We start from the raw sequence: 21812 nt of genomic DNA on the forward strand, positions 1-21812 counted from the left end.
GGAAATGCCATGACCGGACAGGAACAGCGGCGGCTGGCGGCCATCATGATGCTGGATGTCGCCGGGTTTACCCGCCTGATGGGCGAGGACGAGTCGGGCACTCTGGCCAGGATTCTCGATGTGCGCCGCTCCCTTGTCGAACCGGCCTTGGCGAAACACGGCGGACGATTGGTCAAGTTGATGGGAGACGGCGCGCTGGTGGAATTTGCCACCGTGACCGGTGCACTCGACTGTGCCAGCGACATCCAGGCCGGGATGGAGACGCATCCGCTGAAGGTGCGGATCGGCATCAATCTCGGAGAGATCATCGTCGAGGAGGGCGACATCTACGGCGACGGGGTGAACGTGGCCTCGCGGATCGAGGGCCTGGCCCGTCCAGGTGGCATAGCGGTGTCGCGCAGCGTGTACGAGCAGGCCCGGAGGCGGGGCGACTATCGGTTCGTCGATGGTGGCAGGCACAAGGTCAAGAACGTGGCCGAACCGGTCGCGGTCTATCACCTGTCTGTCGGAGACCGGGGTGCGCAGGAAACCACCTTGCGCAGCCTTTTGCGCCGGCGTTTGGCGCCTCTCCTGGCCGCTGTCGTTCTGGTAGCCGCCGGTTTGTCCTATGCCTTTCTGGGGCGCGACCTCGGCATCGGCACAACCGAAATTGCAGCCATCGGCGTTCCGGTCACCGAGGACCGACCTTCCCTGGTGGTCCTGCCCTTCGCCAACCTCTCGGGCGATCCCGAGCAGACCTATTTCAGCGACGGGATGACCGACAACCTGATCAACGACCTCAGCCAGATCGGTGGTCTCCTGGTCATCGCCCGCAACACCAGCTTCTCCTTCCGTGACCGGCAGGAGGCGATGGATGCCCGGACCGTGCACAAGGCGCTGGGGGTTCGCTATGTTGTCGAAGGCAGCGTGCAGCGCGCCGGCGATCACGTCCGCATCAATGCCAACCTGGTCGACGGGATGACGGGGTTCCAGCTGTGGGCCGGGCGGCTGGACCGCGAGTTCAGCGACCTGTTCGCGTTGCAGGACGAGGTCGCCTCGCAGATCATCGCCGCGTTGAAGATCGAATTGACGCAGGACCAGAAGCGCCGCTTGTCGAAGCGTTACACCGACAATCTGGCAGCATATGACCTGTATCTGCGCGCCTGGGAGGAAATCTGGCGTTTCAACGATGAGTCGCGCCAGATCGCCCAGGGGTTCTTGTGGTCCGCCCTGGATATCGACCCCGATTTCGCGCTGGCCAAGGCGATCCTGGCCACGACATTCACCAATCGCACCGGCGTTTCGCTCACGACGAGCGCGGAGTCCCTGGAGACCGCCTATCGGCTGGCGAGCCAAGCCGTGGCGACCGACCCTGAATTGCCCGCTGTTCATGCCTCTCTGGGATTGGTCCACATGTTCCGCAGGGAATACGACAAGGCCGATGCGGCGTTCGCGCGTGCGGTCGAGCTTGATCCGAACTATGCCGATGGTTTCGGGATGCAGGCGTGGAACTGGCATTATGCGGGCGATCCCGAGCGCGCGCTGGCCGGGTTCGAATATGCGCTGCGTCTGAACCCGCGGGCACCGTTTCCCTATTTGAATGCCATTGCAGAGGTGCATTTCAGCCTTGGCAATGTCGACGATGCGTTGGCGCAGAGTACCGAGGCGCTGAAAAGAAACCCCGAGGCACTGCGTCAGCGCCTCTTGCAAGGCGCGATCCTGGCCGAGATGGGCCGGACCGAGGATGCGGAATGGGAAGTGATGGAGGCGCTCGTGCTTCAGCCTGGAGTTACGCTCGCCAATCTGCCGGATATCTATCCCTATCGCGAAGGAGACACTCTCAAACGCCTTGAACAGGCGCTGCGCCTGGCTGGTCTGCCGGAGTGAACGGTGTGGCTTGACGCTGCCGGCGGATGTGATCACATGGGAATATGCAGAGCCCGCGCCCGACCGATCAAACCATTACCGCCGCAGCCCATGACAGGGTTTATCGTGCCCTGCGCACCCGCATCATGCATGGCGAGATGTCGCCGGGTCAGGCGCTGACCCTGCGGGGGATCGGCAAGGAATTCGATGTTTCGATGACGCCCGCCCGCGAGGCGGTGCGCCGGCTGGTGGCCGAGGGCGCGTTGTTCCTGTCCAGCTCCGGGCGGGTATCGACGCCGGAACTGGGCAACGACCGGATCGAGGAACTGGCGGCGCTGCGCGCGCTGCTGGAAGTGGAACTGGCCAGCCGCGCCCTGCCGCGCGCCCATATGGCGCTGATCGACCGGCTTCAGACCATCAACACCTCGGTGGCCGAGATGGTGTCGAAGCGGGATGCGGTGGGATATATCCGCACCAATCTGGAGTTTCACCGCACGCTCTACCTGCGGGCACAGGCCCCGGCCATGCTGGCCATGGCCGAAACCGTCTGGCTGCAACTGGGGCCGACGATGCGCGCGCTCTACGGTCGTCTGCGCCGCACCGATCCGCCGCAGTATCACAAGCTGATCATCGCGGCACTCAGGGCGGGGGACGAACCGGGCCTGCGACTGGCGGTCCGGACCGACGTCACCCAGGGTCTGCGCCTGCTGGTGAGCTGATCACACGCGGTTGCGTGCGGCTTGGGCTTGGTCTTAAGGTGAGATCCATATTCAACGGGGAGAGAGATCATGAGCAACCTTTCGCGGCGCGGCGCGCTGGGACTGATCGGTGGCGCGGCCACCCTGCCGATGCTGGGTACGCCGGCTCTGGCCAATACCAAGATGACGGTCGGCGCATTGCGCTTCACCAGCCATGCCGCCTCTTTCGTGGCCTTCGAGCGCGGTTATTTCACCGAAGAGGGGCTGGACGTCGAATTCAAGTTCTTCGAGGCGGCGCAACCGATGGCGGTGGCAATCGCCAGCGGCGATGCAGATTACGCGGTGACTGCGATCACCGGCGGCCTGATCAGCCTGGCGGAAAAGGGCGCGGCCAAGGTGATCGGCGGCGCGCTGAGCGAGGAAAAGGGCATCGACGGTCAGATGATCCTGGCCTCGAACGCGGCCTATGACGCGGGCCTGACCAGCGCCGCCGCGCTGGATGGGCGCAGCTTTGCGGTGACGCAGCCGGGTTCGTCCTTTCACTACATGGGGGCCAAGATCGCGGAGGCCGAGAGCGCTTCGGTCAAGTTCACGCCGCTGCAAAAGGTGGGTGCGATCATAGGGGCGATGAAGTCGGGACAGGTCGATGCCTGGACGATCGTGCCCCATATCGGCAAGGCGCTGGCCGGTGGCGGCGCGGTCAAGCATATCGGCATGGTCGCGGACTACCTGCCCGATTACCAGGTGACGACCGTCTTTACCTCGGCTGCCAATGCCTCCGGCGAACGGGCGCAGACCGAGGCGTTCCTGCGCGCCTTCTCGCGCGGGGCCGAGGATTTCAACGCAGCCCTGGTGGACAAGACCGCCGGTGAAGAGGCCGCGACCGAAATGGTCAAGCTGCTGCACGGTTATGTCTATCCCGACCAGCCCTTCGAGAAGGCCGAGAAGTCGATCCGCAATGGCGCGATGCGACTGAACAAGGATTCGGCCCTGAACATGGGCTCGGTTCAGGACCAGCTGGGCTGGTTCCAGTCCGAAGGGCTGGTCAAGGACAGCATCACGACCGAGGTGCTGGTCGATTCCTCCTACGCGCCGATGATCTGACGGCGCATGGAACTTGCGGTTCGCGGTCTGACCCATCGCTATGGCGACATGGTGGTGCTGGACGATGTTTCGCTGCATATCCCGGCGGGCGAGATCCTGTGCGTGGTCGGCCCGTCGGGCTGCGGCAAGTCCACGCTGCTCAGGATGTTGGGCGGGCTGGAACAACCCGACTGGGGCGAGGTGCTGCAAGGCGGCACCCCGCCCGAGGGATGCCTGAACCCGCTGACCTATGTATTCCAGGATTTTGCCCTGCTACCCTGGCGCAGCGTGGCGGGCAATGTCTCGCTGGTACTCGAAGATCACCGCCTGCCAGGTGACCGGGTGCGCGCGATCATCGAGGATGTGCTGGCCCGCACCCGGCTGTCGGATTTCCGCGATGCGCTGCCCCGGCAACTTTCGGGGGGGATGAAGCAGCGGGTCGCCATCGCCCGGGCGCTGGCGGTCAACCCGGCGGTCATGCTGCTGGACGAGCCGCTCTCGGCGCTCGACGCGCAGACGCGCGAGCTGCTGATGGAGGACCTTGTGGGCCTGTGGGAACGGCAGCCCTTCACCGGCGTCTATGTCACCCATAACCTGGCCGAAGCGGTGCGCCTGGGCCATCGCATCGCGGTGCTGTCGCGTCGTCCGGGCCGGGTGCGCGAGGTGATCGAGGTGCCGGGCCCCCTGTCGGAACGGCAGACCGGAGACCCGGAACTGGAAGCGATCCAGGCGCATCTCTGGGGGCTGATGCGCGACGAGGCAATGGCCGCCGATCAGGAGTTGCTGGATGCCTGATATCCGGGTTCCCTTTCGTGGCGGCGGTTTCCGCCCCGAGGCGAGGCGCGGCACCGGCATCGCCGTGTTCGTGCTGCTGCTCTTTCTCATCGAATGGGGCACGCGGGCGGGCTGGATCTCGAACCTGACGCTGCCGCGCCCCTCCGACGTGGCCGCGACACTGGCCGATCTGGCGAGGTCCGGTGCGCTCTGGACGCATCTGCTGCCGTCGCTCAGCCGCCTTGCGGTCGGCTCCGCGCTGGGGGTCTCTGCCGGTATCGGCATCGGGGTTCTGATCGGGCTCTTCTCCTACATCCGGGCCGGGCTGGTGCCACTGGTGGCGGCGATTTTCCCGATTCCCAAGATCGCGCTCTTGCCGCTTTTCGTGATCTGGTTCGGCATCGACGAAGGCTCCAAATACGCGCTGATCGCCCTGGGCACCTTCACGCCGACGGTAGTGGCCACCTATGGCGCGGTCGACAATGTCGACCGGGGGCTGATCCGCATGGGGCAGAGCTTTGGCCTGGGATGGTGGTCGATCGTGCGCAAGATCGTGCTGCCCGGCGCGTTGCCCGGCATCCTGTCGGGGCTGCGGGTGTCGCTGGCCATCGGCATCATCCTGCTGGTGGCGGCCGAGATGCTGGGCGCTCAATACGGCATCGGCGCCTATATCCTGCAGGCCGGGGCTCTCTACGATCTTGAGCGGCTTTTCGCCGGGGTTGTCATTCTGTCCTGTCTGGGCGTGCTGACCAGCTGGGCCATCGGCAAAATCGAGAAACGCTTGCTGGTCTGGCGCGGCTGATCACGGTATCCTGCCTCAAAACAAACGAGCAGGACTTCATCATGATCGATCGTCGTTTCTTTACTTTCGGGTTGGGGGCGCTGACGCTTTCGGCCTGCGGCGGGGCCACGACCGCGCCGCTCCCTGCCGCGGCAGAGAACTGGCCCACCGTGCCCAATGCCGGCTGGAGCGGCTGGGTCGCCTCCTTCAAGGGGCGGGCGGCGGCGCAGGGCATTTCCGCCTCGACACTGGACAGCGCGTTTCGCGGGGCGGGCTATATCCCCAAGGTGATCGAGCGGGACCGCAACCAGACCGAGTTCAAGCGCTCGCTGGAGGATTACCTTGCCATCGCCGCCTCGGACGAGCGCATTGCCACCGGCAAGCAGATGCTGGCCCGGCATGGCGCGCTGCTGGACCGGATCGAACAGCGCTATGGTGTCGACAAGGCCGTCGTCACAGCCATCTGGGGGCTGGAAAGCCGCTATGGCACCCGGCGCGGCGATGTGCCGATCGTGTCGGCCCTGTCGACGCTGGCCTATGACGGGCGGCGTGGCGCATTCTTTGAAAAGCAGCTGATCGCGGCGCTGAAGATCCTGCAGAACGGCGACACCTCGGCCCGCAACATGACCGGAAGCTGGGCGGGCGCAATGGGCCATACCCAGTTCATCCCGACCTCGTACCTGGCCTATGCTGTGGATTTCACCGGCGACGGGCGGCGCGATATCTGGTCCGAGGATCCGACCGACGCGCTGGCCTCGACCGCTGCCTATCTCGCCAATGCCGGCTGGGTGCGTGGCCAGCCCTGGGGCGGCGAGGTCGGCTCGGCCGCCGCCAGTTCGGGCACGCCGCTGGCGGTGCTGCAACCGCAGGTGCCCGGACCCAGAATTGCGGTCTTCAAGAATTTCAACGTGATCAAACGCTACAACAACTCCGACAGCTACGCCATCGGCGTGGGCCACCTGTCGGACCGGCTCAAGGGCGGGGGACCGTTCAAGGCCTCTTTCGGACCGGACGAGACCGGCCTGACGCTGGACGAGCGCAAGGAATTGCAGACCCGCCTGACCGCGGCCGGATATGACACCGGCGGCGCGGACGGGGTGATCGGCGGCAAGAGCACGGCGGCGATCACCGACTACCAGCGCGCCAGGGGCCTGCCGGTCACCGGCACGCCTTCGATCGAATTGCTGCGGATGCTGCGCGCCGGCTGAGCGAAGAGGGGGCGCTGCCCCCGTCGCCCGTTGGGCGACTCCCCCGGAGTATTTCAGGCGAAATGAAAGGGCGCGTGTGGCGCCTTTTCTTATGCGGCCAGCCCCTTGGACCCCAGATCGAGGAATTTCTGGCGGCGGTCCTTGATCAGCGCGGCGCCGTCCTTGCCGTCGAGATCCTTGAGCATGGCGGCAATGGCGCTGCCCACGGCCTCCATGGTTTTGGTCTTGTCGCGATGGGCGCCGCCGCGCGGTTCCGCGATCACCCGGTCGATGACACCCAGTTTCAGCAGGTCCTGCGCGGTAAGGCGCAGCGCCTCGGCGGCTTCGCGCATCTTCTCGGCGTTCTTCCACAGGATCGAGGCGCAGCCTTCGGGGGAGATCACCGAATAGATCGAATGTTCCAGCATCGCCACGCGGTTGGCGGTGGCGAACGCGACAGCTCCGCCCGAGCCGCCCTCGCCGATTACCACCGAGACCAGCGGCACGCCGATCCTGAGGCACATCTCGGTCGAGCGGGCGATTGCTTCGGACTGGCCGCGTTCCTCGGCGCCTTTGCCGGGATAGGCCCCGGCTGTGTCGATCAGGGTGATCACCGGCAGACCGAAACGGCCGGCCATCTCCATCAGGCGCACCGCCTTGCGATACCCTTCGGGTCGGGCCATGCCGAAATTATGAGCGATGCGCGACTTGGTGTCCGAGCCTTTCTCGTGGCCGATTACCATGACCGGGCGGTCGTTGAATCGTGCCAGCCCACCCATCACCGCCAGGTCGTCGGCGAAGTTGCGGTCGCCGGCGAGCGGCGTGTATTCCGTAAAGATCTTCTCGATGTAGTCGCGGCAATGCGGGCGTTCGGGATGGCGGGCTACCTGGCATTTCCGCCAGGGGGTCAGATCCTTGTAGAGTTCATCCAGCAACTTGGCGGCCTTTGCGTCAAGCGCAGAGGCTTCTTCGGTCACGTCCATCTCGGCGTTCGCGCGGGCCAGCGCCCGCAACTCCTCGGCCTTGCCTTCGATCTCGGCCAGCGGTTTTTCGAAATCCAGATATTGGGTCATGGCGCCCTCTCGTCGCGGGGTTTCCCGCTATATGACCTCAGGGCGCGCCGGATGCAACTCGGCAGACGCGGCCAGCGCCCCGTTCCGGTCAACCAGGCCAGAGCACCGGGTAGAGCGAGACGACCAGAGCCAGGGCCATTGTCCAGTTGAACGCGGCCAGTCGGCGCGGGTTGGTCAGAAGGCGCGCCATTTGCTGCCCCAATACCGTCCAGGTGCTGACCGAGGGCAGGTTGACCGCTCCGAAGATTGCGGCAACCAGAAGCACGGCGGGTAGGGTCTGGCCCGGCGCATAGGCCGAAATCGCGGTCAGCGCCATCGCCCAGGCCTTGGGGTTGACCCACTGGAAGGCCGCCGCCTGCAAAAAGCTCATCGGCCGGCCGCTGGATGTACCGCCCTGCACCGGGGCGGCATGGGCGACCTTCCAGGCAAGCCAGAGCAGGTACAGCACCGAAGATATTTTGAGCAGGACATAACTGGGCGGCCATGCTTCGAAGACCTGTACCAGCCCTGCGCCCACCATCAGTACCATGAAGCTGAAGCCCAGACCGATCCCCAGCATATGCGGGACCGTGCGGCGAAATCCGAAATTGGCGCCCGAGGCCATGAGCATCAGGTTGTTCGGCCCCGGCGTGATCGACGAGACGAAGGCAAACAGGACAAGAGCGATCAGGATGTCATGGGTCATGCGCAGAATCTCTGTCGGAAATGCGCGAATGAAATTGCGTTGTTGCGAAATTTAGGTCAGAATTCGCAATTAATGATCAAGATTGATGAATTAAACCGCAAGATATTGCGTGAGCTGTCGCGGGACGGGCGGATCAGTAATCTTGATCTGGCGTCGAAAGTCGGCCTGTCGCCCTCGGCCTGTCTGCGCCGGGTGCAGGATCTGGAACGTGCCGGGGTGATTGCTGGCTACCGCGCGGTTCTGAACCCGGCGGCACTGGGTCTCGGGTTTGCCGCCTATATCGGTGTCGGTCTCAGCGAGCATACAAAGGCGGCGCAGGAGACATTTGAACGCGCAGTGTCACGCGCGCCGGAAGTGGTGGAGTGCCACAACATCACTGGAACGATCGAGTATCTGCTGCGTGTCGAATGCGCCGATCTGCCCGGCTACAAGACTTTTCACACCGATGTGCTGGGCACGTTGCCGCATGTGAATTCGATCACGACCTATGTGGTGATGGGGTCTCCCAAGGATATGCGCGCCTGAACGGCCGAGGAGGAAGTGCGCACGCACGCGCCACTTGCCGCACAAAACATTGAACCCTAGGCTGAACACGATTTCGTTGCGCGAAGCCGGAGGGAAAGACCGGTGCAACACGTTAACAACCGGGAGACCATGAGATGAAATCCATCTGGATCGGTGCGATTGCCGGGCTTGGACTTACACTCGCCAGTGCCTTGTCGGCGGCTCCGCTCAAGCTGCAACCTGCCAGTCCGCAGCCGGGCGGGCTCAGGGGCGGGTTGTCCGTAACCTACGGCTATGCCAAGGAAGGCCAGCATATCAAATACTTGTCTGATGCAAGAAGTGTGTTGAAGTCCGGTGCGCAGAGAGGCCAGGCTTTGCGGGGGCTCGACTATCGCGACACCAACAAGGGCGAAAACACACTGACTTCGAACCGCGCTGAAAACGTGGCCGCGTCGATCCAGGGTTACATCAAGTTCGACAGGCCCGGTGTCTACGAGATCGATTTTTTCACCAATGACGGGATAGACGCGCGAATCGGTGGGCAGCAGGTCGGCCTGTTCGATGGTCGTCAGACCTGCGACAGCACGATCGTGTCCGAAGTCGAGGTGCCGCAGGCGGGCTGGTACAAGGTGGACATCACCTATTTCAACCGGCTCAATACCTCGTGCCTGATGATGCGCTGGGGGCAAAAGGGCAAAGGCCTGAAATGGGTGCCCAACACCGTGTTCGGTCATTGAGGTTGCAAACTGCGCGGACCGGGCCAGCCGCCGCGCTCAACATGCCTTCAGGCCCAACGCGGCTTTCAGCGCCAGTTCGGGGGAGGACAAGACCGGCACGCCAGCACGACTGAAACCGGCTGCATCCGCCATCGAAGCCTGGGCGAGAACAACACAGGCGATGTCGGGTAGAAGCGCCAGTTCGGAGTCGATCCGGCTGCCGATCGCCTGCGCGAACCGGTCCTTGTCGCCTGCGGTATACATCGGCCAAAGGTCCTGTAACGCCAGAGTGTGATAGCGGGGTGGCCGTCCTTCCTGACCAAAAGCTTCCTCCAGAAGGTCGCTTGACGGGATCCGGGTGCTTTCCAGGCAGAATACAAGCAAGACGACCCCGCCGCTGCGGGCCGCCGCCTGCATCATCGGCCAGTCGATCCGGACCGCCCCGGCCGCGCCCGCAACTGTGCCGATCGTGGTGCATGTGCACAGGCAACCGGGGACAGCTTCAATGGTTTTTGTGATCTCTGTCCTCAGGTCGTCATCAATGCCGCCCTGTGCCCTCGCCAGCCAGTCTGGCCGCACGACATGGGTCAATCGCGCATCCGGCGCGATCCGCGCGGTCAGGGTGTCGAAGGTGGCGCGATGTGCCTCGGCGGTATGGAACAGGGTCAGCTGTGTCATGCGATCTTCTGGATGCCGAAAAGGGCGCCCGATGGACGCCCTTTGCAACAGAATACCTGGCGCATCAGCCGTTGGCGGCGATCATCTCGGCCTGGCGCACGATAACCTCGGCCTGCTTGATCGAGGCGATGTCGACCAGCCGGCCCTTGTAAACGGTCGCGCCCTCGCCGTTGGCCTTGGCCGTCTCCATTGCGGCCAGGATCTCGCGCGCTTCGGTCACCTTGGCCTCGGACGGGGTAAAGACCTGGTTGGCCAGCGCGATCTGCTTGGGGTGGATCGCCCACTTGCCCACCATGCCCAGCGTCGCCGAGCGGCGCGCCTGCGCGATGAAGCCTTCATCGTCCGAAAAATCGCCGAACGGCCCATCGACCGGCAGGATGCCATGGGTGCGGCAGGCGGCGACGATGGCGGCCTGCGCCCAGTGCCACGGATCGGACCAGTATTTGGCGCCCTCGCGCAGCATGTAGTAATCTTCCTGCGTTCCACCGATGCCGGTGGTCTGCATTCCCATCGAGGCGGCGAAATCGGCCGCGCCCAGGCTCATCGCCTGCAAGCGGGGGCTGGCGGCGGCGATCTCCTCGACATGGGCGATGCCGGCGGCGGATTCGATGATCACCTCCAGGCTGATCGGCTTGGTCCGCCCGGTGGCGCGCTCGATCGCGGTGACCAGTGTGTCAACGGCGTAGACATCGGCGGCGCAGCCCACCTTGGGGATCATGATCTGATCGAGCCGGTCGCCCGCCTGTTCCAGCACGTCCACCACGTCGCGGTACCAATAGGGCGTATCCAGCCCGTTGATCCGAACCGACATGTACTTGTTGCCCCAGTCGATGGTGTTCAGCGCCTCGATCACGTTGGCGCGGGCAAATTCCTTGTCGCTGGGGGCGACCGAATCCTCGAGATCGAGGTTGATCACATCCGCCGCCGATGCGGCCATCTTGGCAAACAGCTTCGTGTTCGAGCCGGGCCCGAACAACTGGCAGCGATTGGGGCGCGCGGGCGCGACGGGCTGGATGCGGAAACTCATGGGCGGGCCTTTCCGGAGTAATGAAATTACGATTTTGCCGCCCCATGAGGTATTAAATTGCGCAGTTTTGCGCAAGCGCCTTTCTGCGCTTGCAGCATTGCGTGCGTAATATCTTCGCTCTTGCAGAGAGAATTGCTGATTAATGATTGATCAGTTTGAAAACTTCGAAGATTTTTGAGCATTTTGGCGATTTGGCGCAAGATTCGTCCAATCCTCCGGAACCAAATGGACCAGAAAGCAAAATGCTCGTTGATCGAGACCTTTAGTCTGTGTCGGAATCAATGGAGTGCACCGCAATGATCGAAACCCCCTATCTGCTGTTTCTGGGCGATGCCCCCGACCAACTGGCCGCCAAGGTGGCGCAGGGCATCAAGGACTGGCGTCCCGAGAATGCCGTGGGCCAGTTCCGGATGGACGGCTGCAAGGCCGACCTGGGCCTGAAGGACATGGACCTTGTCGAGGCGCGCGAAGCCGGCGCCAAGACACTGGTGATCGGTGTTGCCAACCGGGGCGGCATGATCAGCCAGGACTGGAAGAAGGTACTGGTGATGGCGCTGGAAGAGGGGTTCGACCTCGCCTCTGGCCTGCACAACCTGTTGCGGGACGAGCCCGACTTGGTCGCCGTGGCCGAAGCCTGCGGCCGCAAGCTGCACGATGTGCGCATCCCCTCGGTCAAGTATCCGATCGCCAATGGCGTCAAGCGCAAGGGCAAGCGTTGCCTGGCCGTAGGCACCGACTGTTCGGTCGGCAAGATGTACACCGCGCTGGCCATGGATGCCGAAATGCGCGAACGCGGCATGAAGTCGACCTTCCGCGCGACCGGTCAGACCGGCATCCTGATCACCGGCGACGGCGTGCCTCTGGACGCGGTGATTGCCGATTTCATGGCCGGTTCCATCGAATGGCTGACACCGGACAATGACGAGGATCACTGGGATCTGATCGAAGGGCAGGGCAGCCTGTTCCACATCTCCTATTCCGGCGTGACGCTGGCGCTGGTGCATGGGGGGCAGCCGGATGCGCTGGTGCTGTGCCACGAACCGACCCGCGCCCATATGCGCGGCCTGCCGGGCTATCAGCTGCCGTCGCTGGAGGCGGTGCGCGATACCGCGCTGGCGCTGGCCAGGGTCGGCAACCCGGACTGCCAGGTGATCGGCGTATCGGTCAATACCCAGCACATGAGCGAGGAAGAGGCGCGCGCCTATCTTGCCAAGGTCGAGGTCGACATGGGCCTGCCCGCGACCGATCCGTTCCGCTTTGGCGCTGGCAAGCTGGTGGACGCGCTGGCCGCCGTGTGATCTGAACGACCCGCCGGAGGCCGACGAAAGGTGCCTCCGGCGGGAGTATTTGAGGCAAAGTGAAAAGGAACGGGCGGTATGCAGATCGAGGTGACGCGCGACATTTTCCCGCTGGCGCAGGTGTTCACCATCTCGCGCGGGTCGCGGACCGAGGCCAAGGTTCTGACGGTGCGGGTGTCCGACGGCACTCATCAGGGCTGGGGCGAATGCGTTCCTTATGCCCGTTATGACGAGACACTGGAGTCTGTCGAGGCGCAGATCGCAGGACTGCCCGCAGATATCACCCGCGCCGGGTTGATGGATCTGCTGCCCGCAGGGGCCGCGCGCAATGCGGTTGACTGTGCGCTTTGGGATCTGGAATGCAAGCGCGCGGGCAAGCGGGCGTGGGAACTGGCGGGCCTGCCGGTTCCGGGGCCCGAGATCACCGCTTATACCCTGTCGCTCGACACGCCCGAGGCGATGCGGGCGCAGGCGCAGAAGAACGCACACCGGCCCTTGCTGAAGATCAAGCTGGGCACGCCCGACGACATGCCGCGGCTGGAAGCGGTGCGGGCGGGCGCGCCGGGTGCCAAGATCATCATCGACGCAAACGAGGGCTGGTCGGCCGAGGTCTATGCCGACCTGGCGCCGCATCTGGTGCGGCTGGGCGTGGCGCTGGTGGAACAGCCGCTACCGGCCGGACAGGACGAGGCGCTGATCGGTATGAACCGTCCGGTACCCGTCTGTGCCGACGAGAGCTGCCATGATCGGGCCAGCCTGCCCAAGCTCAAGGGCAAGTATGACGTGGTCAACATCAAGCTGGACAAGACCGGCGGGTTGACCGAGGCGCTGGAACTGCGCCGCGCCGCCCTGGCCGAGGGCTATGACATCATGGTGGGCTGCATGGTCGGCTCGTCTCTGGCCATGGCGCCCGCGACGCTGGTGGCGCAGGGCGCTCTTGTCACCGATCTAGATGGTCCGCTGTTGCTGGCCGAGGATCGCGAGACGCCGCTTGAATTCGATGCCGCTGGCGTGCATCCGCCCAGCGCGGCCCTCTGGGGCTGAGGCGCGCGGGCAATGGCGGCCTGGGCCATTGGACTGGCGGGCGCGTGTCTTGCCTGTCTGACTGCCCTGGCGCTGTGGCGCTGGCGTGACCTGCGCGCGGACCAGGACGAGGCGCTGCGCCTTGCGCGCTTTCAGCCTGCCGCGCCCGAACGGTTCGACCCGCAGATGGTGGATGGTCTGCCCGCGCCTGCACGCCGGTTCTTCCTCTGGGCTATTGCGCCCGGTGCCGAACTCTTCACCGTTGCCGAGTTGGAGATGCAGGGCCAGTTCGGCATGGGGGACAAGGCGCGCCCCGGCTACATGCCGATGACCGCCCGGCAGACCCTTGCCAGCCCGCAGGGCTTTGTCTGGGCCATGCGGGCCGGGCGCGGCCTGCGCCGGTTGTCGGGCTCGGATTCCGGCAGTTGGACCCGGTTCTGGCTGGCCGGGCTGGTGCCGGTCGCGCGCTATGGCGGCACGTCTGATCATCGCCGTTCGGCCTTTGGCCGCTATGCCGCCGAAGCGGTCATGTGGACACCGGCCGCGGTCCTGCCGCGACCGGGTGTTACCTGGACGGGCACTGACGAGAATGTGGCCCGCGTGACCATCGAACATCAGGGGATGAAGCAGGCGATAGACCTGACGGTGGATGCGTCGGGTGCGCCGGTGCAGATGGCCTTTACCCGCTGGAGCAATGCAAACCCCGAAGGCGTTTGGCGCGAACAGCCGTTTGGTGCCTTTCTTTCCAATGGCCAGGTTTTCTCAGGTATCCGCATCCCGACCCATGTCGAGGCGGGAAATCATTTCGGAACCGATGCCTGGTTCCCGTTTTTCATTGTCGATGTCACCGACCTGCGCTTTCCGCAGCTTGGTCGGACTTGACGCAGACCCCTAATCGCCGCAAGAGGCGGCATGTCCCAAAGGAGCCACACATGACCCGTACCGTTTACGTTAATGGCGAATACCTGCCCGAGACCGAGGCCAAGGTTTCCATCTTCGACCGCGGCTTTCTGATGGCGGATGCGGTTTACGAGGTGACCAGCGTTCTGGATGGCAAGCTGATCGATTTCGAGGGCCACGCCGTGCGCCTCAAGCGGTCGCTGGACGAGCTGGACATGGCCGAACCCTGCACCAAGGAAGAGCTGCTGGAGATCCACCGCAAGCTGGTCGAGCTGAACGGTATCGACGAGGGACTGGTCTATCTCCAGGTCAGCCGTGGATCGGATGGCGACCGGGATTTCGTGTTCCCCTCGGCCGACACCCCGCCGACGCTGGTGTTGTTCACCCAGAACAAACCCGGCCTGGCCGACAGCCCGGCGGCGAAAAAAGGTGCCCGGATCATTGCGATCGAGGATATCCGCTGGGGCCGTCGCGACATAAAGACGGTGCAGCTTCTCTACCCCTCGATGGGCAAGATGATGGCGAAAAAGGCGGGCTGCGACGATGCCTGGATGATCGAGGACGGCTATGTGACCGAGGGCACCTCGAACAACGCCTATTTCGTCAAGGCGGGCAAGATCGTGACCCGGCCGCTGTCCAACGACATCCTGCACGGGATCACCCGCAAGGCGGTCCTGCGGCTGGCGCAAGAGGCGCAGATGGAAATCGAGGAGCGGCTTTTCACCATCGACGAGGCCAAGCAGGCTGACGAAGCCTTCACCACCTCGGCCAGTGCCTTTGTCATGCCGGTGGTCGAGATCGACGGAGTTGCGCTGGGCGACGGCACGCCCGGCCCCATCGCGCGCCGGTTGCGCGAAATCTACCTGGACGAGGCGCGCAGAACGGCCATCTGAGCTGTCGGCCAGCAGGCGGTGTGCGGCGGCGAAGGCGTTTGATGGAAAACCGCCTCGCCGCTGTTTCCATTGCCGATGCCTTTGGCGCTACAGATGCATTTGCAGGCGACGAGGACGCGGTCCATGTCCGCATCTGATCTGGTCGGGCATTCTGCGGGAAAGCGTCGAGCATGCGGGCAGCCCGGTCCTTGCCGAGTCGCACAACCTCGGTGAACGCATTGCACACGCGTGCCCCGCAGGATGGCGGCATGGGTGCAAAGGTTGGAAATTCGCCAATCCGGCCAGAAACGACGTCGGGATGACGCCCGCAGTCATGCCGCACGGCAGTCGTGCCGACAGGCTGGTCGCAGATCAGTGGAGATGCGATGCGACCGTTCGAAAACATCCGGGTGCTTGACCTGACTCATGTGTTTGCGGGTCCATTCTGCACCTATCAACTGGCCGTGCTCGGAGCCGAAGTGATCAAGATCGAGCCGGTGGACCGGCCCGACATGACGCGTGCCGAAGGTTCGGATCCGGATCTGAACGCCGTTGGCATGGGGTTGACGTTCCAGGCACAGGGGAGCGGAAAGCGGACCCTCGCGCTCGACCTGAAATCCGAGGCAGGGCGGGCGATCTTCGACCGGCTGGTGGCAACCGCGGATGTGGTGGTGCAGAATTACACCGCGAAGGCGGTCGCCGCGCTGGGGTTGGGATACGACAGGCTTGCCGTGCTGAAACCGGACCTCGTATATTGTGCAATCTCCGGGTTCGGTGCCACCGGGCCCAAGGCGGCGCATCCCGCCTATGACGTGGTGATTCAGGCTTTTACCGGCGTGATGGCCGCCAATGGCGAGGCCGACAGCCCGCCGGTGCGCATCGGTCCGGCGGTGATCGACTATGGCACCGGCGCGCAGGCCGCGCTGGCGATCTCGGCGGCATTGTTCGCGCGGGCGCAGACCGGGCTGGGGCGGCGGATCGACGTGGCCATGGCCGATTGCGCGCTGATGCTGATGAACTCCAGCACCTTCGCCACGCTGAACAGCGGCGCGGCCCCGCGCCCGCATGGAAACCGGGACCCCAAGCTGGCTGGCTATTCCGCCTATGAAACCGCCGAGGGAACGCTGATGATCGGCGCCTATACCAATATCCAGATGGCGAACCTGATGCGGGCCATCGGTCAGCCCGAAATGGCGGCCGAGATCGAGACAACCCGGCGCGACGGGATCGGAGCGCGGCGGGACTGTGACGCGGCCTTGCTGGAGCAGGTTCTGAAAACCCGCTCTGCCGTTGAATGGGAAGAGATTCTGAACGCCTGTCACGTTCCTGCGGCGCGCATTCGGGACCTGAAACAGGCACTGGACGAGCCGCAATTCGCCGCCCGAGGCGTGGTGCAGGAACGGGGTGGACAACCGTTCACCGTCGCCGGATTTCTCTATGACCACGGCGGGCCGGAACTGACCGCCCTGCCTCGGAGGCATGGAGAGGACAGCCGGACGGTGCTGGCCGAATTGGGAATCTGTGCGGCGGAATTCGATGATCTCGCCGCAAAAGGCGTGGTGTTCAGCCCTTGTCGGTGACGTTTTCCTTGAATGCCACCTCGAAAGCCGCCTGTTTCTCGGCGCCGGCCTCGGTCTGGTGGTTGGCCTTCCACTCGTCCATGGTCATGCCGTAGAAGATTTCGCGCGCCTCTTCCTTGCCCATCTCGATGCCCTTGGCATTGGCCGCTTCCTGATACCAGCGCGCCAGGCAGTTGCGGCAGAACCCCGCCATGTTCATCAGGTCGATGTTCTGCACATCGGTGCGGTCCTGCATCAGGTGCTGCTGCAGGCGGCGAAAGGCGGCGGCCTGCAGCTCGATCTCGGTTTGCTGATCCATGGGAAGTCTCCTTGACTGCTGCATCACAGGTAACAACCGCATCCGGTCCGGGCAAGCTTGCCGGCGCTCAAATTCCGCTGTCGAGAAGGGCGTGGTCCAGTATCGGAGCCAACCGTTCTGCCCAGGCGCGTTGCCCGTGGTGTTCGCCGATCAGGTCGTTGCGGATCTCGATCAGGGCGTTGGGGCGGTGGAAGGCGGTGCAATGCTTGTCGATCGCGTCGCCTGGCAGCACGCCGGTATAGGGTTCGTTGACCCCCACGCACAGATCGCCTTCGGCCTTCAGCCGTTCCACCAGCGGGCGCGACAGGCGTTCGTCTTTGGTGTGCAGGATACCGATGTGCCACGGACGAGGGTCGCGTCCGCGCAATTGCCGGGTGAACGAATGCATCGACACGATCACCGCGCCCGGCCGCGCCGCCAGCCGCGCCAGCGCGTCGTGATAGGGACGGTAGCACATGTTCAGCCGGCGCTCGCGCTCGGCCGCGTCCGCGTCCCGGTTTCCGGGGATGATCGAACCGTCGTAGAGCTTCATCAGCAGGGTGGGATCGTCCTCACCCCGGTTCGGGTCGATGACCAGACGCGAGAAATTGGCCGCGATGACGGGCGCGTCCAGCAACTCGCCCAGGTGGCGCGACACCTCGTAGGCGCCCACATCATAGGCGATGTGACGTTCCATGTCCTCGCGCGCCAGCCCCAGGTCGCCGCCACAGATGTCGGGGGGCACGATGTTGGTGGCGTGATCGCATGTGATCAGCCAGCGGGACGGGCGATCCTCGCCGTGTACGAAAAACGGGGTGTATGTCATGGGCCTGTCATCCAGTTTGTCGCAGGTGTAGGGCAGTTGCCTGCAAAAGGGAATTGGGCCATAACGGGCCTGCCGACTGTTTGCGGTAACAATTTCAAGACGAGGGAGCGGTAGAAGATGCGTCGCCTGAGAAAAGTGAAGATTGTGGCAACGCTGGGACCGGCGTCGGACACATACGAAACGATCCGCGCCCTGCACGAGGCCGGTGCCGATGTGTTCCGCCTGAACATGAGCCACGGCACCCATGACGAGATTCGCGCCAAGCACGAGATCATCCGCCGGGTGGAAAAGGATCTCGACAGCCCGATCGCCATTCTGGCCGACCTTCAGGGTCCGAAACTGCGGGTCGGCGCCTTTGCCGACGGCTCGGAGGACCTGGCCGAAGGCGCCGCCTTCCGGCTCGATCTCGATCCGGCGCCGGGCGACGCGGCGCGAGTCTGCCTGCCGCATCCCGAGATTTTCCAGGCACTGGAAGCCGGGGCGCATCTTCTGGTCAATGACGGCAAGATCCGGCTCAAGGTCGTGACCTGCGGCCCCGACTTCGCCGACTGTACCGTGATCACCGGTGGTACCATATCGAACCGCAAGGGGGTCAATGTGCCCGACGTGGTGTTGCCGCTGGCGGCGCTGTCCGAAAAGGACCGGAGTGATCTGGAATTTGCCTGTCAGCTTGGTGTCGACTGGCTGGCGCTCAGCTTCGTGCAGCGCGCCCGCGACGTGTTCGAGGCGCGCACGCTGGCCGATGGCCGCGCCGCGATCCTGTCCAAGATCGAGAAACCCGCCGCGGTCGAGGATTTCGATGCCATCCTCGATGCCTCGGACGGGATCATGGTGGCGCGCGGAGACCTTGGGGTGGAGCTGCCTGTCGCTGCCGTGCCGCCGATTCAGAAACGGCTGGTGCGTCGCTGCCGCGCCGCCGCCAAGCCGGTGATCGTCGCCACCCAAATGCTGGAAAGCATGATCGAAAGCCCGATGCCCACCCGCGCCGAGGTCTCGGACGTAGCCACCGCCATTTACGAGGGCACCGACGCCATCATGCTCAGCGCCGAATCCGCGGCAGGCCAGTACCCGGTCGAAGCGGTTCGGACCATGGACAAGGTCGCCATCGAGGTCGAGGCCGATCCGACCTATACCCAGATTACTGCCGCCTCGCGCACCGCCAAGGGCACCACCGTCGCCGACGGGATCGTCGCGGCCGCGCGCGAGATTGCGGAAAAGACAGATATCAAGGCGATCTGCTGTTTCACCCAGTCCGGCACCACCGCGCTGCTGACCGCGCGCGAGCGCCCCGGTGTGCCGATCATCGCGATGACCGCGCTGTTGGCCACGGCCCGCAGGCTCTGCCTCAGCTGGGGGTGTCATTGCGTGATCACACCCGAACTGGAACGGTTCAAGGGTGCCGTGGTCAATGCCGCGCGGGCGGCCCGCGCGGGTGGCTTCGCAACGGAAAAGGACCAGATCGTCGTGACTGCCGGTGTGCCCTTCAATGTGCCGGGCACCACGAACATCCTGCGTGTCGCCCCCTGTGACGAGCGTTTGATCTACAACACCGACCCGGGTTAACCTTCTGCGGAGGGCACGGAGAAGCAGCATGGACCCAGATACGGTTTTTGTCATTGGTCTGGTACTTGCTGCATTTTCCATACCAGCCGGGGTGTCGGCCTACAGCGAAAGCCGGCGCCCGGTTTCAGGGATGGTTTCGCTGGTCGTTTCCGGCTGCATGATGGTCTATGCCAGCCGCCTGCGCCCCGGCGGCTACGCGCTGGCAGACATTCCCGAGGTCTTCTTTGGCGTCGTTGCCCGGATGATACCGTGAATTGGATATCGGACGTCTTTTCACCCGGCGACGCGCCTGCTAGGGCAGTCGGAGAACTAGGCAGGAGCACAAGGCATGGCGGTATCGCACCCAAAGGAGCGGATCGAGTATATCATTGAAGGCGGGCGGCGCCTGTCCGGAACGATCACGCCATCGGGCAACAAGAATGCGGCATTGCCCATTGTTGCGGCTGCCCTGCTGACCGAACATCCGGTGACACTGACCAATGTGCCGCGCATCCGGGATGTCGAGGCGCTGGTGACCCTGATCCGCTCGGTCGGGGCCGAGGCCGAATGGACGGGCCGCAATGCCCTGCGCATCCATGCCAAAGAGTTGCGCGCTGCGGCGCTCGATCCCGATCTCTGTTCGCGCATCCGCGCCTCGATCCTGCTGGCCGGGCCAATGCTGGCGCGCTGCGGCCAGATCACCCTGCCGCCGCCGGGCGGCGACGTGATCGGCCGCCGCCGTGTTGACACCCATTTCCTGGCGTTGCGTCAGCTGGGTGCCGAGATCGAGCTGAACGACGCCTATGTTCTGACAGCGCGCGAACTCACTGGCGCCGATGTATTTCTTGATGAACCGTCTGTCACGGGTACCGAAAACGCCCTTTGCGCGGCGGTGGCCGCGCGCGGCACCACCGTGTTGCGCAATTGCGCGTCCGAACCGCATGTTCAGGATCTGGCGTATTTCCTGATCGCAATGGGAGCCGAGATCGAAGGGATCGGCACCAACTGCATGACCATCCACGGCGGCCACAGCCTTGGCCCGGTCGATCACCGGATCGGCCCCGATCATATCGAGGTCGGCTCGCTCATCGGTCTGGCCGCCGTCACCCGGTCGGACCTGCGCATCGCGGGGGCGGGGGTGGAGCACCTGCGCTCGACCCTGATGGGGTTCGAACGGCTGGGTATCCGCTGTGCCACCGAAGGCGATGACCTGCTGATCCCCGCGAACCAGGAGATGCGGATCGTTCCCGATTTCGGCGGCCATGTGCCCAAGATCGAGGACCAGCCCTGGCCCGCCTTTCCGGCTGACACCATGTCGATCGCCATCGTCACCGCCACCCAGTGCGAGGGCATGGTCCTGATGTTCGAGAAGATGTTCGAATCGCGGATGTTCTTCGTCGACAAGCTGATCGCCATGGGCGCCCGCATCGTGCTGTGCGATCCGCACCGGGCGGTGGTCTCGGGCCCGGCGAAACTGCGCGCCGCTCGCATGGAGAGCCCGGACATCCGCGCCGGCATGGCGATGCTGATTGCGGCCATGGGGGCCGAGGGCACCTCGATCATCAACAACGCCCAGCAGATCGAACGCGGCTACGAGCGGATCGACGAGCGGCTGAACGCGCTGGGCGCCCGGATCACCCGTAACCCGCCGCGCGACTGACGGCCTGCGGCCAAAAAGGGCTTGCCTCCCAACCGCTTTCTGCGTAAACGGCGCCTCTATTCGCGCGACCGGCCGGTGTGGCATGCCGAGTCGCGCGCAAACCGAACCCAAAAAGGAGACGGAAATGCCCAAGATGAAGACCAAGTCGAGCGCCAAGAAGCGCTTCAAGATGACCGCAACGGGTAAAGTCATGGCAGGTCAGGCCGGCAAACGCCACGGCATGATCAAGCGTACGACCAAGTTCATCCGCGACGCCCGTGGCACCACCACCCTGTCCGCCCCCGACGCCAAGATCGTCAAGGGCTACATGCCCTACGATCGCTAAGAGGAGATTTAACAGATGTCCCGCGTTAAAGGTGGAACCGTAACCCACGCCCGTCACAAGAAAGTACTCAAGGCCGCCAAAGGTTACTATGGCCGCCGCAAGAGCTCGTTCAAGGTGGCGACCCAGGCCGTCGACAAGGCCAACCAGTATGCAACCCGCGACCGCAAGGCCCGCAAGCGGAATTTCCGCGCGCTGTGGATCCAGCGGATCAACGCCGCCGTGCGCAGCCATGACGAGGCGCTGACCTATTCGCGCTTCATCAACGGCCTGAACCTGGCCGGCATCGAAGTGGACCGCAAGGTCCTGGCCGACCTGGCCGTGCACGAGCCCGAAGCCTTCGGCGCAATCGTCGCCAAGGCCCAGGCCGCGCTGGCCGCCTGATACCTCGCATCAGACGAGGGACAGTGAAGAGGCCGCCCCTTGTGGGCGGCCTTTGCCGTTTCCGAAAAGGTGTGGGT

General features: G+C 64.3%; 24 protein-coding genes. 18 read left to right on the forward strand and 6 right to left on the reverse strand.

Annotated features, from left to right (window positions below; all coding sequences use genetic code 11):
* The first annotated feature begins 9 nt into the window (after positions 1–9).
* The 6 genes from BLT75_RS16920 (at position 10) to BLT75_RS16945 (ending at position 6389) form a co-directional block, all read left to right on the forward strand.
* Positions 10–1866, forward strand: coding sequence for an adenylate/guanylate cyclase domain-containing protein (locus BLT75_RS16920; protein WP_093034445.1), 1857 nt, complete (start codon positions 10–12; stop codon positions 1864–1866).
* A gap of 44 nt (positions 1867–1910) precedes the next feature.
* Entirely contained in the window at positions 1911–2564 is a 654-nt protein-coding gene (locus BLT75_RS16925; protein WP_093034448.1) for a GntR family transcriptional regulator, read from the forward strand.
* A 69-nt stretch (positions 2565–2633) separates the two neighbouring features.
* Positions 2634–3647: an ABC transporter substrate-binding protein gene (locus BLT75_RS16930; RefSeq protein WP_093034451.1), complete on the forward strand. Its 1014-nt coding sequence runs from the start codon at positions 2634–2636 to the stop codon at positions 3645–3647.
* Positions 3648–3653: 6 nt separating this feature from the next.
* Positions 3654–4421 (forward strand): ABC transporter ATP-binding protein, encoded by a 768-nt coding sequence (locus tag BLT75_RS16935; RefSeq protein ID WP_093034454.1) that lies wholly within the window; start codon positions 3654–3656, stop codon positions 4419–4421.
* Positions 4414–5202, forward strand: a complete 789-nt coding sequence (locus BLT75_RS16940; protein WP_093034457.1) for an ABC transporter permease — start codon at positions 4414–4416, stop codon at positions 5200–5202. The genes BLT75_RS16935 and BLT75_RS16940 overlap by 8 nt, the downstream gene beginning before the upstream one ends.
* Positions 5203–5243: 41 nt before the next feature.
* Positions 5244–6389 (forward strand): lytic murein transglycosylase, encoded by a 1146-nt coding sequence (locus BLT75_RS16945; RefSeq protein ID WP_093034460.1) that lies wholly within the window; start codon positions 5244–5246, stop codon positions 6387–6389.
* An 89-nt stretch (positions 6390–6478) separates the two neighbouring features.
* On the opposite strand, the gene BLT75_RS16950 is transcribed toward BLT75_RS16945, so the two are convergent.
* A complete protein-coding gene (locus BLT75_RS16950) occupies positions 6479–7441 on the reverse strand; it encodes an acetyl-CoA carboxylase carboxyltransferase subunit alpha (RefSeq protein ID WP_093034463.1) in 963 nt (320 codons plus the stop codon).
* An 88-nt stretch (positions 7442–7529) separates the two neighbouring features.
* Positions 7530–8126, reverse strand: a complete 597-nt coding sequence (locus tag BLT75_RS16955) for a LysE family translocator (RefSeq protein ID WP_093034466.1) — start codon at positions 8124–8126, stop codon at positions 7530–7532.
* A 72-nt stretch (positions 8127–8198) separates the two neighbouring features.
* Here BLT75_RS16955 and BLT75_RS16960 point away from each other — a divergent pair, with 72 nt between their 5' ends.
* The gene (locus tag BLT75_RS16960) at positions 8199–8651 is read left to right on the forward strand and encodes an Lrp/AsnC family transcriptional regulator (RefSeq protein ID WP_093034469.1); all 453 of its coding nucleotides are present in this window, start codon (positions 8199–8201) and stop codon (positions 8649–8651) included.
* 134 nt (positions 8652–8785) lie between these two features.
* The gene (locus tag BLT75_RS16965; RefSeq protein ID WP_093034472.1) at positions 8786–9367 is read left to right on the forward strand and encodes a PA14 domain-containing protein; all 582 of its coding nucleotides are present in this window, start codon (positions 8786–8788) and stop codon (positions 9365–9367) included.
* A gap of 36 nt (positions 9368–9403) precedes the next feature.
* On the opposite strand, the gene BLT75_RS16970 is transcribed toward BLT75_RS16965, so the two are convergent.
* Positions 9404–10024 (reverse strand): hypothetical protein, encoded by a 621-nt coding sequence (locus BLT75_RS16970; protein WP_093034475.1) that lies wholly within the window; start codon positions 10022–10024, stop codon positions 9404–9406.
* 64 nt (positions 10025–10088) lie between these two features.
* Entirely contained in the window at positions 10089–11051 is a 963-nt protein-coding gene (locus BLT75_RS16975) for an L-malyl-CoA/beta-methylmalyl-CoA lyase (RefSeq protein WP_093034478.1), read from the reverse strand.
* Positions 11052–11347: 296 nt separating this feature from the next.
* Between BLT75_RS16975 and dgcN the strand changes: the two genes are divergently transcribed.
* The 5 genes from dgcN (at position 11348) to BLT75_RS17000 (ending at position 16724) form a co-directional block, all read left to right on the forward strand.
* Positions 11348–12349 carry an N-acetyltransferase DgcN gene (gene dgcN / locus BLT75_RS16980; protein ID WP_093034481.1) on the forward strand — a complete coding sequence of 334 codons (1002 nt, stop codon included), beginning with the start codon at positions 11348–11350 and terminating at the stop codon, positions 12347–12349.
* A gap of 78 nt (positions 12350–12427) precedes the next feature.
* On the forward strand, positions 12428–13393 hold the full coding sequence (dgcA, locus tag BLT75_RS16985) for an N-acetyl-D-Glu racemase DgcA (protein ID WP_093034484.1): 966 nt from the start codon (positions 12428–12430) through the stop codon (positions 13391–13393).
* 12 nt (positions 13394–13405) lie between these two features.
* Complete coding sequence (locus BLT75_RS16990) at positions 13406–14254, forward strand: DUF6544 family protein (RefSeq protein ID WP_093034487.1); 849 nt, start codon at positions 13406–13408, stop codon at positions 14252–14254.
* 50 nt (positions 14255–14304) lie between these two features.
* A complete protein-coding gene (locus BLT75_RS16995; RefSeq protein ID WP_093034490.1) occupies positions 14305–15165 on the forward strand; it encodes a D-amino-acid transaminase in 861 nt (286 codons plus the stop codon).
* A 365-nt stretch (positions 15166–15530) separates the two neighbouring features.
* The gene (locus BLT75_RS17000; protein ID WP_143028589.1) at positions 15531–16724 is read left to right on the forward strand and encodes a CaiB/BaiF CoA transferase family protein; all 1194 of its coding nucleotides are present in this window, start codon (positions 15531–15533) and stop codon (positions 16722–16724) included.
* On the opposite strand, the gene BLT75_RS17005 is transcribed toward BLT75_RS17000, so the two are convergent.
* Together BLT75_RS17005 and BLT75_RS17010 are read right to left on the reverse strand one after the other, a co-directional pair.
* Positions 16708–17022, reverse strand: a complete 315-nt coding sequence (locus tag BLT75_RS17005) for a DUF1244 domain-containing protein (RefSeq protein ID WP_093034495.1) — start codon at positions 17020–17022, stop codon at positions 16708–16710. The genes BLT75_RS17000 and BLT75_RS17005 overlap by 17 nt on opposite strands.
* A 67-nt stretch (positions 17023–17089) precedes the next feature.
* Positions 17090–17827: an N-formylglutamate amidohydrolase gene (locus BLT75_RS17010; RefSeq protein ID WP_093034498.1), complete on the reverse strand. Its 738-nt coding sequence runs from the start codon at positions 17825–17827 to the stop codon at positions 17090–17092.
* A gap of 117 nt (positions 17828–17944) precedes the next feature.
* Between BLT75_RS17010 and pyk the strand changes: the two genes are divergently transcribed.
* From pyk to rplT, 5 genes are all read left to right on the forward strand, one after another.
* Positions 17945–19390 (forward strand): pyruvate kinase, encoded by a 1446-nt coding sequence (pyk, locus tag BLT75_RS17015; protein ID WP_093034501.1) that lies wholly within the window; start codon positions 17945–17947, stop codon positions 19388–19390.
* Positions 19391–19418: 28 nt separating this feature from the next.
* Positions 19419–19643 (forward strand): hypothetical protein, encoded by a 225-nt coding sequence (locus BLT75_RS24135; protein ID WP_143028590.1) that lies wholly within the window; start codon positions 19419–19421, stop codon positions 19641–19643.
* A 75-nt stretch (positions 19644–19718) separates the two neighbouring features.
* Positions 19719–21029 carry a UDP-N-acetylglucosamine 1-carboxyvinyltransferase gene (murA, locus tag BLT75_RS17020; protein WP_093034503.1) on the forward strand — a complete coding sequence of 437 codons (1311 nt, stop codon included), beginning with the start codon at positions 19719–19721 and terminating at the stop codon, positions 21027–21029.
* Between the two features lie 124 nt (positions 21030–21153).
* Entirely contained in the window at positions 21154–21354 is a 201-nt protein-coding gene (gene rpmI / locus BLT75_RS17025) for a 50S ribosomal protein L35 (protein ID WP_093034621.1), read from the forward strand.
* A 15-nt stretch (positions 21355–21369) separates the two neighbouring features.
* A complete protein-coding gene (gene rplT, locus BLT75_RS17030) occupies positions 21370–21735 on the forward strand; it encodes a 50S ribosomal protein L20 (RefSeq protein ID WP_093034506.1) in 366 nt (121 codons plus the stop codon).
* Positions 21736–21812: the final 77 nt, after the last annotated feature.

Source organism: Ruegeria marina (genome assembly GCF_900101475.1).
Taxonomy (GTDB): Bacteria; Pseudomonadota; Alphaproteobacteria; order Rhodobacterales; family Rhodobacteraceae; genus Ruegeria_B; species Ruegeria_B marina.